Genomic DNA, 16,703 nt, shown 5'->3' on the forward strand with positions numbered 1-16,703 from the left:
AACAAAAAAAAGCTATAAATCGTTATGATTATACAAAAGCCACCAGAAACCAGAGAGAAACAACCATGGCCTCTTCCGCCCAGGCTGGCAATGCGCTGGCTGCCGTTATCGCGCCACTGATTAAAAGCGACGGCATCAATGGCACCCCGCTAGACGGCGTCTCGTTACTCTGCTTAAGCCGCCACCAGGTGCGTACGCCGCTCCTCTACGAGCCGAGCCTGACCATCATTGCCCAGGGGCGCAAAATGGGCTATCTCGGTGATCGCGAAATCTATTACGACCCCGGCCACTACTTAGTCCAAACGTTACCACTGCCCTTTGAGTGCGAAACCTATGGTTCACCAGAAGCGCCATTGCTGGGCATATCGGTACGCCTGGATCCCGCACTTTTAAGCGAGATGGTAACGGCGATGGGTGATAACGGTGGACACGCCCAGGCACCGTTGCCGATGGCCTCGGTGGCGATGACAGAAGGCATGCAGGAGGCCGTACTGCGCTTGGCGCGCACGCTAAATGAAGCGGTGGAGTGTAGCACCATGGGCACAGCACGCATTCGCGATGTGGTGTTTGAAGCGCTAAAGGGCGCACAGGGCCCCGCTTTACGGGCGCTGGTAATGGGGCATGGCAACTATTCACGCATCGTGCAGGTGCTATCTAAGCTACACCGACATTTTGCCGACGACTTTAGCGTGGAACAGTTGGCCGCCCAGGCCAATATGAGTCCGTCGACGTTTCACCATCACTTTAAGCAGATTACCCGCTCATCCCCGGCTCAATACTTAAAACGGCTGCGCTTAATCAAAGCGCAGCAGTTGCTGTTGCAAGATAACCACAACGTTAATCAGGCCGCTGCGGCGGTAGGTTACCGCAGCGTGCCTCAGTTTAGCCGCGACTATAAGCGCTACTTTGGCGAACCGCCGCTGCAGCACCGCCGTCAAGAGCAAGCATTAAGGGCCTGAGCTATTATTTGGCAAAGACCTGGCTCATATCCTTAAACGCCTTAAACTCCAGAGCATTTCCACACGGGTCGAGCAGGAACATAGTGGCTTGCTCGCCGACTTCACCTTTAAAACGAATATACGGTTCAATCACAAACTGTGTATCCCGCGCTTTCAGGCGCTCGGCCAAGGCTTCCCACTCGTCCCACGCTAAGATAACGCCAAAGTGCGGTACCGGTACGTTATGCCCATCGACCGGATTGGTGTGCGCACTCTCTTGCCCTGGCGTTTTGGGCTGCTCATGAATAACCAACTGGTGGCCGAAAAAATTAAAGTCGACCCACTGTTCACTGGAACGCCCTTCTTCCAAACCAAACACATCGTTATAAAACGTCCTCGCCAGCGCTACATCGTAAACAGGAATCGCCAGATGGAAGGGTGAAAGGCTCATGATCATTCTCCACATTATTGGGTTTTATGAAGTTCGCGGGCACTTTATGCGGCCTCGCTGTGTTCATCCTAGGGCGGCGCATGGGAAAATAAAATCAATAACTATTTGGCTGATTCACAAAAGGGATTGATCAATGATCCGCGAGCTAAAAACGCTGATTGCGGTCGCACAGGAAGGCACCTTTGCCTCAGCGGGCAACAAAATTGGCCTCACCCAAGCGGCGGTTAGCGCACAAATGAAGCGCCTTGAGGAAGAACTGGGTATCGCCCTGTTTGAGCGTAAAGGGCGCGCCGCTATATTGACCCCACGGGGGCAAGAGACATTAAAGCAAGCCCACGCCCTGCTCACCCTCTACAGCACGCTGGGTGAAACTACTGCGGGCCAGCCAGCAACACAAAGGGTTAATATTGGCGCCATTGCATCGATACAGCGCTCGCTACTACCCAATGCGCTGGCGCGCTTTCATAACACCTATCGCGACTGCCGCACCCGTGTGGTGCCTGGGCTCTCCATGGAATTGGTGAATCAAGTCGACGCTGGCGAGCTGGATATGGCGGTGATTATTCGTCCCCCCTTTACGCTGCATAGCGATTTGCGCTGGACGCCCCTTGCACACGAGCCATTTCGGCTGATTGTGCCGCACCATATTGATGGCGACCAGTGGCGGGAGCTGATCACTCGCCAGCCGTTTGTGCGCTACGACCGCGCTTCCTTTGGTGGCCGGCAGGTAGACCGCTTCCTACGTAACAACCACTGCAACGTGTGTGAGGTCTGCGAAGTCGATGAACTAGAGGCCATCGTGAAACTGGTCGCCAAAGGCGTCGGCGTTGCGCTGGTGCCCCAGGCGATTGCGCAGCAGCGTTGGCCAGCGGGAGTGCGGGCGATTGATTTAGGCGAGCGAACGTTTCACCGCGATATAGGGCTGATTCATCCCACCAGTGGCCACTTGAGTGAACCCGCCCGGGCGCTGGCCCAATTGATTGGCGAAATAGCCCAGCAGCCTGATAATGGCGTCTAAGGTGTTTCGTTCTAAGGTGTTTCGTTCAATTTCTAAAGAGGCAATGCATGAAACCAGAGGATCTGGAAAAATTAGTGACTCGCACCATGCCCTTCGGCAAATATGAGGGCCGCCTTATCGCCGACCTACCCGGCCCCTATTTAAACTGGTTTGCTAGGGAAGGGTTTCCCTCAGGGGAAATTGGCCAGTTGCTGCATTTGATGCACGAAATTGACCACAATGGTCTTGGCCCGCTGCTTGATCCGCTGCGAAAAACGCCTAGCCAACGTGGCGAAAGTTAGGGCTGATCGCTTTTATCATCGTTGACACGCTCTGTTAGGGCGCGCTGAAACTCAGCGTAGTAAGCCGCCTTGTGCTGTGCAGTATCCGCAGGAAAGCGGCCTAAGGCGACCGCCAGTTCAAAAAAGCCAGCCGCAGGTAAACCCTCGCCCCGGCGGCTGACGACCAGCGCTGCAATGAAAGGCTTATGGTGTGCGGCGTCTTCGCGCATTAACTGCTCTAATGTCTGGGTGACTTGAGCGATGGTGCGCGGTGGAGTGAGTGCCAGTGCGCTCGCCACCTGCTGATACGTCATTGGCAGGGCTTCACGCGGAACACTAAGCAGTAGCTGGCGGAGAGCGGCGACGTTATCGGTCATATACATCCTATCGTCAGGTTTTAACACGTTCACATTGCCCATTAACGCAGTGTTTGTGCTAAGAAGTGTTTTTGCTGAGAAGCGTTTGTGCGAATAAGTCTCTGTGCTAAGCAGACGTTGTACTAAGAGTAGCGAAGTACTAAGAGTAGCGAAATACGCTTTATTAAGGAGTGAACATGGTAACGCGACTAACCAAGGCAGCCCCTCAAGGCAGCCACTGGCCAAGCGTGCTGGCTGGCTTGGCTATGCTGATGATAGCAGCAGCGGCACTGATGATGGCAGGTGCAGGGCCTGCTTATCGTGGCGAACTTATCAGTTTAAGCGAGGCGTTTAGCTTACTGCGCAACGGCGTCTATGTCGCTGGAGGGGCGATAGCGATGAGTATTGTCGCGCTGCTGTTTAGCATGCTGACTCGCCGTTCTAAGCCCGCGTTAATGGCCACTCTGGTTATCATCGCCGCTGCAGCACTGCTTTACGTACCCTGGCAGCATTGGCAGCGTGCCCAACAAGTGCCCGCGATTCACGATATCACCACAGACACGCAGAACCCGCCTGCCTTTGAAGCCTTAGCTGCCGCACGGGAAGCCGCTCCTAACGCCGTCGACTACCCCGGCGAAGCCACCGCCCAGCAACAGCAAGGAGCCTACCCCTATATCAAGCCATTGATCCTAGACGAAGCCCCGCAAATGGTGCTGGCTGCCGCTCAAGCTGAGGCCGAAGAGGCTGGCTGGCGCATCGCTCGAATTACCGACACTCACATAGAAGCCACCGCGACTACGCGCTGGTTTGGCTTTGAGGATGATGTGGTCATTCGCTTAACCGAGATTGAAAACGGTGTGCAGGTGGATATGCGCTCGGCGTCACGTTTGGGTGCCAGCGATGTGGGCACCAATGCGGCACGTATCAAACAGTTTTTAACTGCTTTAGAAGCGCGACTTAAGTGACCGTAGTGGTAACCCTTTTTCTTAATGCAGTGGGTCGCAGCCATTGCCGCCCTCACGAGCTAAAATTTGCTCAGCGTCTAGGGTGGCGATAGGTACTTGGTGCTGGGTGGGAATATCACCCGTCAACTGAAGCGCCTGGTAACGCAGGGCGCAAACGCGCAAAAAAGAGGTGAAGTTCCCCAAATCGTGCCCAGCGTCTATTGACTCATGATAAAGCCGGGTAATCATTTGGGCAGTGTTCATTCCATCTCGTTGGGCAATCTCTTCCAGAATGTGCCAAAAGTAATTTTCCATTCGCACACTGGTAACCATGCCATCAATGCGCAGCGAGTGTGTCGCGCTGCGCCACAGCTCTGGGTCGGCTTGAATAAACAGTTTACACATGAGCATTGTCTCTCGGCGTATTCGTATTCACTCGAATTATTAGCATAGCGATAATTATTGATGCAGCAAACAAGAGCGCCCAGCGGAAGCTAGGCGCAAATATCAGCAGGTTACCGCGATCAAGATCACTTATTCAGTAGCGCCATAAACTGCGCAAGCCAGGCTGGGTGGGCAGGCCACGCCGGGGCAGTAACCAAGTTGCCATCGGTTACCGCATCGGTCACTTCCAGGTCGGCAAAGCGGCCACCTGCGAGCTCTACCTCCGGTTGGCAGGCCGGGTACGCAGAACACTGCCGACCTTCCAGCACTTTGGCAGCGGCTAATAGCTGAGCGCCATGACAAATCGCCGCCACGGGCTTGTTGGTCTCAAAAAAGTGCTGAACCATGGTTAGCACCTCTTTGTTCAAGCGAAGATATTCAGGTGCACGTCCACCAGGCACCACCAAGGCATCGTAATCGGCGGGGTTGATGCTGGCAAAATCGGCATTCAGGGCAAAGCGATGGCCAGGCTTTTCAGAGTAGGTCTGATCGCCTTCAAAGTCATGGATCGCGGTCGCCACGGTATCGCCCGAGGCTTTCCCGGGGCAGACAGCGTCAACATGGTGTCCGACGGCCATGAGTGCCTGAAATGGCACCATGGTTTCATAATCTTCAGTGAAATCGCCGGTGATCATTAAAATGCGCTTGCTGCTCATCTCAGTGCTCCTCTTCTTTATTGATCTTATGGTTATTGATCGAGTGTTTGAGCACACGCGGGGCGTGTAGAGAGAGACTAGCAAGCGCTTTCCGGCAATGGGTAGTAATTGCCTACTACTGAGTAACTTCCTGCTGCTGCGGAAGAGCTAGATGCCGCTGTCCTGCCGCGTCACTTACGTGAAAGCGCCCTACCAGAGAATGCATATCACCGGCACGATCATCCAGCGTATGGCTGGCAGTGGTCGCTTCCTGCACCAACCGGGCATTCTGGTGGGTCACCTGGTCCAACTGCGAAATTGCCTGATTGATCTGATCGATCCCAGCCGATTGCTCATGGGTCGCCCCCGCAATCTCGGTAACATAACGCGTTACCTCACTCAGGCTATCAATGATTTCCTGCAGGTGCTTACTAGAGGCGTTCACGAGCTGCTCGCCTTCACTCACTTTGGCGACACTGTCGTCTACCAAATGGCGAATTTGGGCTGCTTCTTCGGCGCTGCGTCCGGCTAATTTACGCACTTCCTGGGCCACCACAGCAAACCCACGCCCCTGCTCGCCCGCTCGCGCGGCTTCAACAGAAGCGTTGAGCGCCAGTAAGTTGGTTTGAAAGGCAATATCGTCAATGGCTTTAATAATAGAGGTAATCTTTTCGCTCGCCTCGCGAATATCGCCCATCGCCGCTGTCGTGCGCGTTGACACATCGCCTGCCGCACGGGCGCGCTGATCAACATTGCCGCTAGCGTCTTTGGCCTGATCAGCGTACTCAGCGGTTTGTTTCACCGTGGCAGTAATCTGTTCAAGGCTTGAAGCCGTTTCCGCCAACGATGCCGCCTGCTGGTCAGTACGCTGGGAGAGGTTCTCATTACCTGCAGCAATTTGTCGGCTGCTGGCCGCAATAGCTTCGGAGCTTTCACGAATTTGCGCCACCATGCCTTCAAAGGTCTCCATCATATTATTAAACGCATGAGCAGTTTGGCCCACTTCATCGTTGCGCTTAAGCTCAAGACGCTTAGAGAGGTCGGCATTTTCCCCTGCGGCGCCGCTGATGCTTTCCATTTGCTGACGCATTGCCACTAGCGGCCCCAGCACACGCACCATGGTACGCCAGCCAAAAATCGCCAGCAGTGCGATAACCGCCAAAGTGACCATAATCAGTAACGTGCGACCAGCATTGGCCAGGGTCTCTGCTTGCGTCGCGGCGCTATCCGCCTGCCCAACGGTATATGCTTCAACATCACTCAAAGCATCACGCATTTGATTCGTCGCTTGGGCCACACTGGTGAGCGCAGCTTTCACCAGTTCATGTTGCGCTAGCTGTTGCAAGCGAAGTTCATACACAGCGTTGTCATCGGACACCATCAACCCTTCAAGTTCAACGATGACATCATCTAAGGCAAGAATTAGCGCGCGCTGCTCTACTCCGGTACTGGGCGCCTCGGCGATCGCCGCTAATGACTGGCGGGCAAGCCCCACCTGTTGGGCAATTTCATTATAACGAAGGTTGACCAGAGCATCGGCACTGCCGGTTTGCATCATCTGGCGGCCAAGATCGGATAGCTGCGCCAACGCCATTCGCGCGTTACCGCTTAAGCGACCGATATCTGCTTGCGTAGTAAACATGTTATCCAACAACTGGGTTGGTAGCGTGGTCATGCCATCTTCACGCCAAGCCCCCATCAATTCGCGCTGCTCCTGGCGGCTGCGTACTTGCGCCAAGGCAGCTCGCCCGGCAATATTTTCCGCACTTAGCATTACTTGAGAGACTAGCGCTTGCATAGCGCTAATCCGTTCAGCCATCTGTACTTGTAGACTCAGTTCCTCACGACGTACCCTTTCAAGCGCTGTATCGCCTTCCAGCAATGCTTGATAGTGGCTATCTAGTTCACTTAGGCCTCCTGCTACAACAATCCCACTCAATGCCTGCTGGGCAGTGCGAAAGCGTTCATCTAGTTCACTTTGAGCGGTGGCCTCATCAAGGGCTGTTACGCTTTCTGCCGCAAGCAAATCCGCGTGACGTTGGCCAAACCCTCCCATAGTGAGCACCATGCCACGGCTGGCATCTTCAAGCGGTAGCACCTCACCGATAATATAACGCTGCGAGTCAATAAGCCGTTGATTGGTCACCCAGCCCGTAGCCGCCAGCACTATGGCGCCCAGCACGGCAGCTAAGAACAGGCTGATCAACATCGCTCTAATACTTAAGGTTTTTTTCATTATCTGTTTTCACTTGTGTCAGGGTCTTACAAATAACGTAAGCTTCAGTGGTGTAAGCGTTAGGGCAGCAGGTTTGCCCACACCACCGACTCAAAACGGCCGTTTGTGATGATAGTGGGCCACACCGCATCGCTGGCTTGGTGGTCGTTCGGCCCCAAGCTAACCGGCTCTTCTAGTCCAATATCAATCGAGCCCAGACCGAGTAAACCATCCACAATGGCGTCACGATCTGGATTAGCGCCAGCGGCTTTCACACCCTCCACAAAGAGCTTCGCGGCCAGATAACCTTCCAATGAGATAAAGTCAGGCTCACTACCACTGGAATGGGCATCCAACGCCTCACGGTAGGCTTCTACGGCCGGTAAGTCGGCATCCAATGGGGGTACTACCTGAGTAATAATGACGCCTTCGGCCTGATCACCAAGCTCATCCATAAGCGCTTGGCTGCCCACAAAAGAGACGTTCAGAAATACCGCGTCGGGCAGGTCATTCTTCGCCTCACGAATAAAATCAGCAGCGGGGCCGTAAGTACCGACAATAATAATCGCCCGCGGCGTCACCGGCGCTTCCAGAATAGTCGCCAGCCCCTGGTGAACATTACGCGTACCGCGGGTAAAGCGACCGTGAGCCAGCGCCGCGATATTATCGACGCCATGGGCGGTTAGCGCTTTTGTGGCGCCATTATATCCCGCATCGCCAAAGCTATCGTTTTGGGTAAAGAAGGCTATTTCTTCGGGCAACACACCTGCTTCCAGCAGCCCATCCACCATGGCAGCGGTTTCCTGTACATAGCTGGCTCGGTAGTTAATCACATAGCGGTCAGGCGGTGACTTGCGCAACACTCCCGCGCCAGTAAACGCGCCATAAAGCAGCGTTTTATATTCATTGTAGATTGGAATGGTAACGGTAGCTGTCGGAGTACCGACATTACCAATCGCCGCTAGAACTTCATCTTCTTGAATGATTTGCCGGGTATTAGTCGCGGCTTGCAGCGGATTATACTGATCGTCGCGGGTGATAAGGGCTAATGTTTCGCCATTTACCCCACCCGCCGCATTGACCTCGGCAAAGTAGGTCTCGATACCTTTTTGCATGCCCAACCCAAGCGGCGCAGCGCCACCGCTGGAAGGGGCAACAATACCAAAGGTCAGTTCTGCCTGCGCCAGCAGTGGCGTAAACAACCCAGCTAATAAAGCTATTTTTAATACAGATTTTTTTAATACAGACTTTTTTAATAAAGTTTTTCTTAACAACCAAGTTCCCAATCGTTGCATGGATCTGCTCCTTTCTGGCTAGATCACTTCCCCACGTAAATAGCATGGCAAAGGTGAGTAGTGTTCCCCCTCACACCTTCGCCACATTAACGAACTTTTGTTTATTACTATCGGCAGGAGAATATACGACTAAAGATTAATTATCGTTAATTAAAAAGTAACAATTATTGCCCAATTGTAACAATCCATCACCAGCTGGCAAAAAATACTGAATCATTTTAAAAAATCATGCTGTTAAAAAATTAAGCGGTTATTAAGCGGGCCGTTCAATGGCGAAACGATCGCTAATCCGAAGGTAATCACTGCCCGCTAAGCGCCCTACAGGTTTGAGCAAATCCATATCTACATGGCGACCATCCCAAAGCGAATCGTCGATATGGATAGAGACGACTTGAGCCAACACTAACGTGCCTGCCAAGGGCTGGTCGCCAAACCGGATCATATCGAACAGTTTGCAACCAAACGCCACGGGGGCATTGGCAATCCGCGGCACGCTAACGCCAGACATCACCGCTTTTTCAAGCTCGGCCAGGACGAACTCATCCTCTCCGGGCGGCAAGCTGGCACTGGTGGTATTCAGCGCTTCAATTAATGCTTCACTGCCCACATGCACCACGCATTCAGGCACTTCGTTTAAATTGCGCACCGTATCCTTAAGCTCTCCGCTGCCATTAAGCAGAGGGGAAAACGCCAACACCGGAGGATTCACGCTGGCTACATTGAAGAAAGAGAACGGCGCTAAATTTGCGTTGCCCTGCTTATCCTGGGTAGACACCCAAGCAATAGGCCGGGGGCAAACGGTGCCGGATAACAAGCGGTAAATCACGCCAGGGCTTAGCAACGACTCGTCTAATAGGTAATCACTCATGGATGGCTCCTTGATAACGGTTTTTCAGGTTAGTATCACTCTATAACAGCAAAGCCTACCACGCCGTGTTTTGCCATCATCGACGCGGCCAGCTTGAGGAGTCCTTTTATGAAGATTGTCATTGCCGATGATTACCAGGATTGTGTGCGCCATCTGGACGCCTTCAAACAGCTCGAAGGTCATGATGTGACGGTTTATCAAGACACCCTTACCGATCTGGACGCGTTGAGTACGCGTTTCCAGGAAGCCGAGGCGCTCGTACTTATTCGCGAACGCACGCCGATAACGGCAGCTCTACTTGAGCGTTTGCCTAACCTAAAAGTCATTAGCCAAACCGGTGGCGGCGCGGCGCATGTGGATATAGAGGCCTGCCGCCGTCATGGCATCACCGTAATGACGGGCACTGGCTCGCCCTACGCCGCGGCAGAGTTAACCTGGGGATTGGTGCTTGCGGCAATGCGCCATATACCTGCAGAAGTTGAGAACCTTAAAGCGGGCCGTTGGCAACGTACACTAGGCACGGGTCTCAAAGGCCGCACTCTAGGCATTTTTGGCTACGGAAAAATCGGCAGCTTGGTAGCGCGCTATGGTGAGGCATTTGAAATGAAAGTGTTGGTGTGGGGACGAGAAGGCACCCGCCAGCGCGCCGATGATGCCGGAATAGAAGTAGCCAAAAGCCAGGCCGATTTGTTCCAGCGTGCGGATGTGCTTAGCCTTCACCTGCGCCTAAACGACGACACTCGGGGTATTGTCAGCGCTGAGACCCTCGCCCAGATGAAGCCCACATCTCTGCTGGTGAACACCAGTCGTTCTCAATTAATCGCGCCAGGAGCACTTGAGCAGGCTCTAAAAGCCGGGCGCCCCGGCCAAGCTGCCGTCGATGTTTTTGACACAGAACCGCTCTTAGCTGACTCGCTACTGGAGCAGCCCAACCTCGTCGCCACGCCACACCTTGGCTACGTGGAAAAAGATAGCTACGAGCTCTACTTTGGCGATGCCTTTAGCAACCTATTGGCTTACATGAATGGTCAACCCATCAACAATCTAGCGGGCTAACAGGGCGCGCTAAATACCTTAGCGAACACCGCCTCTGTGCCAATTGTGCTAGCCTTACAGGTTCACGAGTAACACAGAGGCCATTAATGCTCACCATTTCTAGTAACGTTAGCTTGGCTGATTGGGAGATTGACATAAGTCAGATTCGCGCCCAAGGCGCGGGTGGCCAGAACGTCAACAAAGTCGCCTCAGCGGTACACCTGCGCTTTGATATCCTTAGCTCCACGCTACCACCGCTGTACAAAGAGCGCTTAATGGCGCTGTCCGATCAGCGCATCAGCAAAGAAGGTGTGGTGATCATTAAGGCCCAGAGCCACCGCAAGCTTGAGCTGAATAAAGAGGATGCGCTGGCGCGTTTAAAAGAGCTGATACAGAGTGCCACTAAACAGCAAAAAGTACGCCGTGCCACCAAGCCCACCAAAGGCTCACAGCGCCGTCGCGTTGATCACAAAACCCGTAAGGGTAAAATTAAATCGCTGCGCGGTAAGGTATCGGCCTCTTAATGACTAAAGACGCCGCACCTCCCGCTCAGCGCCCCCTTTCGCCCTGCATACAGATCTGTCAGATTGAACCAACAACATCGGTGTGTGAAGGGTGTGGCCGCACGCTGGATGAAATTGCGGTTTGGGGCAGCATGACTGAGGCCGAAAAGACCCCGGTATGGGATCGCTTAATAGCCGAAGGTTATGTTTCTAAGGGCTATGTTTCCAAAGGCTACGTTTCTAAAGGCGGTGCTTCCGGCGAGTGACGGTCGCGCAATATATGGTGTAACTCACCGCAGGCCACCATCGGGTCATCACAGTTAATAACGATATCCGAGTGGGCCAGTACATAGCTGCGGCCGGTAATGGTATTTTCCACTACCTGGTAAGCCCCTTCCTGATGGGTGCCAATGAAAGTGCCGATAAACCCCGTCTCACGCAGTGATACCGTCTCTAGCTTATCACCTACATTCAAACGCCCTTCGTAATTCATTAGCGCTAGACGTGCCGAGGTACCGGTGCCCGTAGTACTGCGGCAAATAACGCCAGGATGAACGTAGGTCGTTGACCGTGAGCGTATGTAACCTTCGCCAACCTGCTCTTCAGGGCCCATAAAGTGCAAAAATGGCAGCGGCCCTACATCGCCCAGGGTGTAGTGGGAAAAGCCCCGCTGCGCTTTTATTGCTTCGACAATTTTGTAAGCACACTCTGAGAGAGCACGCTCTTCATCACGGGAAAGCCTAAAGCCCAGCTCAGTGGCGTCAACTAAGGCGTAAAAACCGCCGCTATAGGCAATTGAGTAGGTGACGTCGCCAATCCCCGGTACTTGAATCGTATCGCGATAGGTATCGATATAGCTGGGCAGGCCGCCACAGGTAACTGATTCCACCACCCCGTTATGCACCTTGGCCTCGATTTGCACTAGCCCCGCTGGCGCTTCCAGCTTAAAGCGCTGAATGCCCTCCTGCTTGGGTACAATACCGCTCTCCAGCACCGCTGTGGCGGTACACAGCGTATTGGAGCCGGAGTAAATGGGGTAGCCCATTACTTCCATAATGATGTAACCCGCCACCGCCTCAGGATGGGTTGCCGGCACTAGTAAGTCGACCGACATTTCCGGAATGCCGTAGGGCTCTTCAAGCAGCAGGCGGCGCAAACCATCGGCGTCATCGCGTAGGTACTCCATCTGCTCGCGCACAGTGGCGCCAGGCAGACTATCAATCCCCCCCGTGACGATACGGCTAACATCGCCCCCGGCATGGGTATCCATTAGCTGGATGGTATGAAGCTTATGCACTAGCGGCGCTCCTGGGCAGCAGAAGAGGGATTCTCAAGGGCAAACGGCGCACCGTGAGTAGCCCACTGGGCATCGGGAACAAGCACAATTTTGCCCAGGTAGTTGCTGCCTCGGTTTACAAAATAGCGCTCGGCGTCATGCAGATCAGACAGCTTAAAAGCAGCGTGGAGCACCGGCTTTAATTCACCGCTGCGGATCCATGCCACCAACTGTTCGGCCTCTTCACGGGTACCGTGGGAGACGCCAAATATTTGCACTTGATACAGATACACACGAGTCCACATCATTTCGCTAAGATTGCCACCGCTGGCACCAGCAATGGAGAGGCGCGGGTAGCTCTTACGCCCCTGCATATCGACAATCATGGTATCGATAAACAGGTTGGTCATCTCACCGCCGACCAAGTCCATCACGACATCAATCGGCTTGCCGCCAGTCGTTTCCAGCACCCGCTCAACAAACGTCGGCAGGTCGCCACGGTCAATCACAGCCTCTGCGCCGAGTGCTTTGAGCGCCTCTATCTTGTCTAGCTGGCTGACCGCATACGGGATAGCCCCCACAATGCGGCACAGCTGAATCAGCGCGGTGCCCACGCCGCCGCTGGCACCGCTGACCAACACACGCTCGCCAGTGCTCACCTTGGCGGCAGTCATCATATGGTAAGCGGTTTGATAAGAACACATGCCCATTGCGGCCAGTTCGGCATCGTGGAGCTCTGTGTTGGGCACATGATAAAACTGATCAGCAGGTACGGCGATGTATTCAGCAAAGCCACCGTCGGCCCCATGCCCGTAGTAATCCGGGGTTAGATTAATATCGCGGCGCTCGTTGGCGTAGATATTAAAATCCAGCAGCCCGCGCTGACCAATGCGCTCAACGTCAACGCCCTCGCCGACCGCTACTATGCGTCCCGCCACGTCGGCGCCTTGAATCCGCGGGAAGGTTAAGGTTGGCGTTCCCCCCATAGCGAAGGAAGTCACATCGCCCTTGTCCTTGGTGGGATAAAGCCCTTCACGGGCTTTGCGGTCAGTGTTGTTCTTCGCCGTCGCCGTCACCTGCACTAGTACTTCGCCCGCCTTGGGCTGCGGCGTGGCGACATCCTGATGGTATTCCAACTTCTCGATACCACCATGCCCGGTTAATAGCATAGCGGCCATGGTAGTCGGCACGGTATGTGAAGTTTCGGCCATGGGCTGGCTCCTAAATTGATAAAGACAGGCTTATCAAATACAGATTAGCTAAAGACGGGAACGCCAATCAGCGCTGTATGTAGATAAAAGGCAAACACAACATACGCTATCAAGCCCACTAGCACGGCGGCAATCGTTGCCATTTTAGAGGTGCTAACCGGCGCAGACGGTGTAAGACGGTTGCGCTTTTTAGCGGTTTTAAACGCCAGGATAGCCCAGATAAGAAAGGCAGCAAAAAAGATAATATCACCCAAGCGCCCGTTGGCCAGCAGGTGAGCAAACGCCCAGATTTTTACCGCCAGCATCATCGGATGGCCAAGTTTGGCTTTAATGGCGTTGCCCGGTACATACGCCGCCGCCAGCATGATAAAAGCAGGTACCATCAGTAGCGCCACCGCATGACGCATGCCCATGGGCGGATACCAGATATAGATGGGGTCGAGGCGCATCTGTCCAAAACCGTAAATAGCAATGGCCAGGCCAACGATGGATACGGCTGAATAGGCGACTTTCCAAGTGGTTTCGCCGCGTTGAGCAATCTGCCGCTGACGCCAGTCTTCAGCAAAAATACGTACAGAGTGGCTGCCTAAAAAAATCAGCAGCCCGATAATCATAATGGTCATGGAACAACTCCCAGTTAAAACGCTAGTCTAGGCTTTATGCCTTATAGTTTTGGTCGCTGCAGAGGATGCCACACTCAACCGCTGACCACCTACGTATACGTCAACTTTTCGTTTCCTGATGAGTCGTTCTATAGCAAGGCTAAAACCAGTCTTTAAAACCAGTCCTTAAAACCAGTCCTTAAAACCAGTCCTTGCGCTTAAACAACCAAACCATGACACCCGCGATACCCAGCATTGCGCCCCATACAAAAAAGTAGCCGTACTGATAGCGCAGTTCGGGCATATTTTCGAAGTTCATGCCATAAATGCCGGCGATAAACGTAAGAGGCACAAAGATCGCAGTAATGACCGTGAGCACCCGCATGGTGATATTTAACTGGTGGGAAGAAATAGAGATATAGCCATCGACCAAGTCACCGCAAATGTCGTAGTACATTTGGGTCAAGGTGTAGAGTCGCTCGAAACGATCCGCTACATCGTTGATCGCGTGCAGGGTTTCACTCTCTTCCCGCGGTAAGTGATCATAGTCGTAGGCAGTGAGTTCCTGGGTTATCCCCTGGTGGTAGCTAAAGATGCGGCGCATTTTAACCAACCGGGAACGGTAAGTAATGATCTTGCGCATTACCACATCATTACCATTTTCCAGCAGTTCGTCTTCAAGATCGCTTAACGCCGTTTCAAATTCGAGCAAACTGTCAATGTAAAAGCCTGCTGAAATATACATTACCCGCAGCGCGACATGCTCAGGCGAGTGGGCCAGTAGTGCTTTACCCTGCTCATTGAAAAGGTTCTCAATAGAGAGCGCCTGGCCGGGGTGGAGGGTGACCAAAAAACGCTCACCCACAAAAAAGCAAACCTGCTGAGGCAGGTAGTTCAGTTCGGCATCGAAGGAGGAGATACCGCGATAAATAATTAGCGTGTGATTGTCAAACTCTTCAATTTTTGGTGGATGGCGCTCTTTGTGGGCATCTTGAATCGCCATCGGATGAAACTCGAAGGCCTCTAAAATAGCGCGTTCACTCTCCTGGGTTTCACCTTGCATATCGATCCAGATATGGCTGCCTGGCGTGGATTGCCACACTGCCATTAAGCGTTCATCGCCCTCGCGGGTCTCGCCTTCAGGCGTGGTCAGAATAGTTCGTATCATGATCGTCCTAATTGTCGTCCTTGATTATTTGCCGGCCTTAACCAGAGTTATCAGCCGGCTGGGCAATGCTGACCTGGGCTTTTCCAGAGCGTTTGGCTTCATACATAGCCACATCAGCACGCTTAAGCAGCTCGTTGGCTGTCTCGGCGCTGGCCGGTAGATATAGCGCTACACCAATACTCACACTGACGTTTAACGCCGCCGTTCCAGCGATCATCGGCTCTTCCACCACCTTGACTAGTTTATTAGCCAACTGCTCGATTGCCGTGGGTTCACTGCCCTCCAGTAGTACAACAAACTCATCTCCGGCCCAGCGGGCTATGTAGTCGGTTTCACGTATCGTGCTGACTAATTTTTTAGCGATCACACGCAGCAGATCGTCGCCCTTGGCATGCCCATAAGCGTCGTTAATCGCCTTAAAACCATCCAAGTCCATAAACAGAACGGCTAACGGTTGTTGGCTGCGCCGTGTGCGAGCCATTGCTTCAGGCAAACGTTCATCTAGGGCTCGCCGGTTAGGCAACTTGGTTAATACATCTTCACGGGCCTGCTGATCGCGAAGTCGCTCAAGCTGCTGACGTTCGGTTATATCGTGAATAAAAAGACTTCGCCGCTCGCGCCCATCAATCATGAGTGCCTTAATCCGAACCTCAACAGGTAGTTCAGTGCCATCCTGGCGCCGTGCCATAGATATGATGGCAGCACGGTTATTGCTGGAGGGCAATCCGGCGGGGAAAATCAGCTGCGTTATCGTCCTTGCCAGTGCTTTTTTTCGCGGCCAACCGAACATAGCTTCGGCCGCTCGGTTCCAGTCCAAAATCACGTCTTTGGCATCGATACTGATATAAGCGTCATAGGCAGACTCGATAACGAGCTTAAGCTCGTTGGTACGCCGCTCGATTTGGCACTCCATACTGTGGTGTAATTCATTCAGTGCTTGCTGGGATAGCTGGGCATTTTTCTTTTCTAATACTAGCCGCTCACGCAAATGAATTTCATCAGTGACAATCGCCGCCAAATCTTGCAGGGCCGCTAGCTCACTCTCACTAATGGCGCGCGGTTTCGTATCAATCGCGCAGAGTGAGCCTAGCATTAGGCCTTTGGTCGTACTAAGCGGAATACCCGCATAAAAGCGGATACCGTCGACAGCCGTGACAAACGGATTGTGTGCAAAACGTGGGTCTTGGCTAGCATCATTTATGATCAGTGGCTCTGTGCCCATAATTGTATAAGCACAGAAAGCCACATCACGAGAAGTCTCGCGAGTATCAACGCCGACACGTGATTTTAGCCATTGGCGTTTAGCATCAATTAACGTGACCGTTGAGATAGGTACGTTTAGCAGCTTGGTCACCAGTCTGGTGACACGATCAAAAGCAGGTTCATCGGGGCTGTCTAGCAGTTCAAGCTCGTAAAGGGCGGCTAACCGCGCATCTTCGTCAGGTGCTATGGGATAGCTCATGGTCATATCACCCATGGGGTAG

The 16,703-nt window shown here is 53.3% G+C and carries 19 protein-coding genes; 7 read left to right on the plus strand and 12 right to left on the minus strand.

All coding sequences use genetic code 11. The features are described from left to right. The first annotated feature begins 65 nt into the window (after positions 1-65). Positions 66-959, plus strand: a complete 894-nt coding sequence (locus tag J7J49_RS07975; RefSeq protein ID WP_064234822.1) for an AraC family transcriptional regulator — start codon at positions 66-68, stop codon at positions 957-959. Between the two features lie 4 nt (positions 960-963). On the opposite strand, the gene J7J49_RS07980 is transcribed toward J7J49_RS07975, so the two are convergent. Next, entirely contained in the window at positions 964-1,389 is a 426-nt protein-coding gene (locus tag J7J49_RS07980) for a VOC family protein (protein ID WP_064234823.1), read from the minus strand. Between the two features lie 133 nt (positions 1,390-1,522). Between J7J49_RS07980 and J7J49_RS07985 the strand changes: the two genes are divergently transcribed. Beyond that, positions 1,523-2,407, plus strand: coding sequence for a LysR family transcriptional regulator (locus J7J49_RS07985; protein WP_215091627.1), 885 nt, complete (start codon positions 1,523-1,525; stop codon positions 2,405-2,407). Positions 2,408-2,454: 47 nt separating this feature from the next. Beyond that, positions 2,455-2,688, plus strand: a complete 234-nt coding sequence (locus tag J7J49_RS07990) for a DUF3820 family protein (protein WP_064234825.1) — start codon at positions 2,455-2,457, stop codon at positions 2,686-2,688. Here J7J49_RS07990 and J7J49_RS07995 read toward each other — a convergent pair. Next, positions 2,685-3,044: a hypothetical protein gene (locus tag J7J49_RS07995; RefSeq protein ID WP_215091628.1), complete on the minus strand. Its 360-nt coding sequence runs from the start codon at positions 3,042-3,044 to the stop codon at positions 2,685-2,687. The two genes, J7J49_RS07990 and J7J49_RS07995, sit on opposite strands and share 4 nt — an antisense overlap. 176 nt (positions 3,045-3,220) lie before the next feature. On the opposite strand from J7J49_RS07995, the gene J7J49_RS08000 reads away from it, so the two are divergent. Then, positions 3,221-3,988: a DUF1499 domain-containing protein gene (locus tag J7J49_RS08000; protein WP_215091629.1), complete on the plus strand. Its 768-nt coding sequence runs from the start codon at positions 3,221-3,223 to the stop codon at positions 3,986-3,988. A 21-nt stretch (positions 3,989-4,009) separates the two neighbouring features. Here the strand turns inward: J7J49_RS08000 and J7J49_RS08005 are convergent, their stop codons facing one another. The 5 genes from J7J49_RS08005 to J7J49_RS08025 form a co-directional block, all read right to left on the minus strand. Further along, positions 4,010-4,372: a ribbon-helix-helix domain-containing protein gene (locus tag J7J49_RS08005; protein WP_064234828.1), complete on the minus strand. Its 363-nt coding sequence runs from the start codon at positions 4,370-4,372 to the stop codon at positions 4,010-4,012. 125 nt (positions 4,373-4,497) lie between these two features. Next, a complete protein-coding gene (locus J7J49_RS08010; protein WP_215091630.1) occupies positions 4,498-5,067 on the minus strand; it encodes a DJ-1/PfpI family protein in 570 nt (189 codons plus the stop codon). Between the two features lie 115 nt (positions 5,068-5,182). Beyond that, positions 5,183-7,282 (minus strand): methyl-accepting chemotaxis protein, encoded by a 2,100-nt coding sequence (locus J7J49_RS08015; protein ID WP_215091632.1) that lies wholly within the window; start codon positions 7,280-7,282, stop codon positions 5,183-5,185. A gap of 59 nt (positions 7,283-7,341) precedes the next feature. Then, positions 7,342-8,556, minus strand: coding sequence for an ABC transporter substrate-binding protein (locus J7J49_RS08020; protein WP_064234831.1), 1,215 nt, complete (start codon positions 8,554-8,556; stop codon positions 7,342-7,344). Between the two features lie 253 nt (positions 8,557-8,809). Then, a complete protein-coding gene (locus J7J49_RS08025; protein ID WP_064234832.1) occupies positions 8,810-9,424 on the minus strand; it encodes a flavin reductase family protein in 615 nt (204 codons plus the stop codon). Between the two features lie 108 nt (positions 9,425-9,532). Here J7J49_RS08025 and J7J49_RS08030 point away from each other — a divergent pair, with 108 nt between their 5' ends. The 3 genes from J7J49_RS08030 to J7J49_RS08040 all read left to right on the plus strand — a co-directional run bounded on the left by J7J49_RS08030 (position 9,533) and on the right by J7J49_RS08040 (position 11,228). Beyond that, positions 9,533-10,480 (plus strand): D-2-hydroxyacid dehydrogenase family protein, encoded by a 948-nt coding sequence (locus J7J49_RS08030; protein ID WP_215091635.1) that lies wholly within the window; start codon positions 9,533-9,535, stop codon positions 10,478-10,480. Between the two features lie 86 nt (positions 10,481-10,566). Beyond that, complete coding sequence (gene arfB, locus J7J49_RS08035; RefSeq protein WP_215091637.1) at positions 10,567-10,983, plus strand: alternative ribosome rescue aminoacyl-tRNA hydrolase ArfB; 417 nt, start codon at positions 10,567-10,569, stop codon at positions 10,981-10,983. After that, positions 10,983-11,228: a DUF1289 domain-containing protein gene (locus tag J7J49_RS08040; RefSeq protein WP_215091639.1), complete on the plus strand. Its 246-nt coding sequence runs from the start codon at positions 10,983-10,985 to the stop codon at positions 11,226-11,228. The genes arfB and J7J49_RS08040 overlap by 1 nt, the downstream gene beginning before the upstream one ends. On the opposite strand, the gene J7J49_RS08045 is transcribed toward J7J49_RS08040, so the two are convergent. From J7J49_RS08045 to J7J49_RS08065, 5 genes are all read right to left on the minus strand, one after another. Then, positions 11,195-12,259, minus strand: a complete 1,065-nt coding sequence (locus tag J7J49_RS08045) for a proline racemase family protein (RefSeq protein WP_215091641.1) — start codon at positions 12,257-12,259, stop codon at positions 11,195-11,197. The two genes, J7J49_RS08040 and J7J49_RS08045, sit on opposite strands and share 34 nt — an antisense overlap. Next, the gene (locus tag J7J49_RS08050; protein ID WP_215091644.1) at positions 12,259-13,449 is read right to left on the minus strand and encodes a zinc-binding dehydrogenase; all 1,191 of its coding nucleotides are present in this window, start codon (positions 13,447-13,449) and stop codon (positions 12,259-12,261) included. The genes J7J49_RS08045 and J7J49_RS08050 overlap by 1 nt, the downstream gene beginning before the upstream one ends. Before the next feature lie 44 nt (positions 13,450-13,493). Further along, positions 13,494-14,072, minus strand: a complete 579-nt coding sequence (locus J7J49_RS08055; protein ID WP_215091646.1) for an NnrU family protein — start codon at positions 14,070-14,072, stop codon at positions 13,494-13,496. 178 nt (positions 14,073-14,250) lie between these two features. Continuing rightward, entirely contained in the window at positions 14,251-15,219 is a 969-nt protein-coding gene (gene corA, locus J7J49_RS08060; protein ID WP_215091648.1) for a magnesium/cobalt transporter CorA, read from the minus strand. A 37-nt stretch (positions 15,220-15,256) separates the two neighbouring features. Next, a complete protein-coding gene (locus tag J7J49_RS08065; protein ID WP_064234839.1) occupies positions 15,257-16,681 on the minus strand; it encodes a diguanylate cyclase domain-containing protein in 1,425 nt (474 codons plus the stop codon). Positions 16,682-16,703 lie beyond the last annotated feature (22 nt).

The sequence above is a fragment of the Halomonas sp. ISL-56 genome, assembly GCF_018612805.1.
Classification (GTDB): Bacteria; Pseudomonadota; Gammaproteobacteria; order Pseudomonadales; family Halomonadaceae; genus Vreelandella.